The sequence below is a fragment of the Alcanivorax sp. HI0044 genome (assembly GCF_001634945.1).
In genome coordinates this window covers 1-590 of the sequence record NZ_LWEZ01000298.1, presented here as the reverse complement: position 1 = coordinate 590, position 590 = coordinate 1, and the positions used below count along the sequence as shown (strand labels likewise).

Below are 590 nucleotides of genomic sequence, written 5' to 3'. Positions count from 1 at the left end.
CACCCGACCAGACGTAACCAAAGAGACCCTGGCCCAGGCCCCACTGGCAGCCAACGCCGAGCAACGCGCCGCCATTCAGGCGATTCAGGACGCTGACAGCTTCACCCCTTTCCTGCTCGACGGCATCACCGGCAGCGGCAAAACCGAAGTCTATCTGCAAGTCATGGCGCCACTGCTGGCCGCCGGCAAGCAAGTCATGGTGCTGGTGCCAGAAATCGGTCTGACCCCGCAAACCGTGCAACGCTTCAAGCAGCGCTTTGCCGTCCCGGTGGTCACCCTGCATTCCGGGCTCACCGACCGGGAACGGCTGGACAACTGGCTGGCGGCCCGGGAGGGCCAGGCGCGCATCATCATTGGCACCCGCTCCGCCATCTTTACCCCCATGCTCAATCCCGCCCTGATCATCGTGGACGAAGCCCACGATAGCTCCCTGAAACAGCAGGACGGCTTTCGCTACCACGCCCGGGATCTGGCCACCTGGCGCGCCCAGCAGCTGGGCATCCCGGTGGTTCTGGGCAGCGCCACCCCGGCCCTGGAAACCTTGCATCTGGCCCGGGAAGGCCGATTCCAGTGGCTCAGGCTGTCACAAC

Annotated in this window: 1 protein-coding gene; it reads left to right on the top strand. The window is 65.1% G+C overall.

Translation table 11 applies throughout. The features are described 5' to 3' along the window. A partial coding sequence (locus A3730_RS03645; RefSeq protein ID WP_156500864.1) for a DEAD/DEAH box helicase occupies nucleotides 1–590 on the top strand: 590 nt, incomplete at both ends.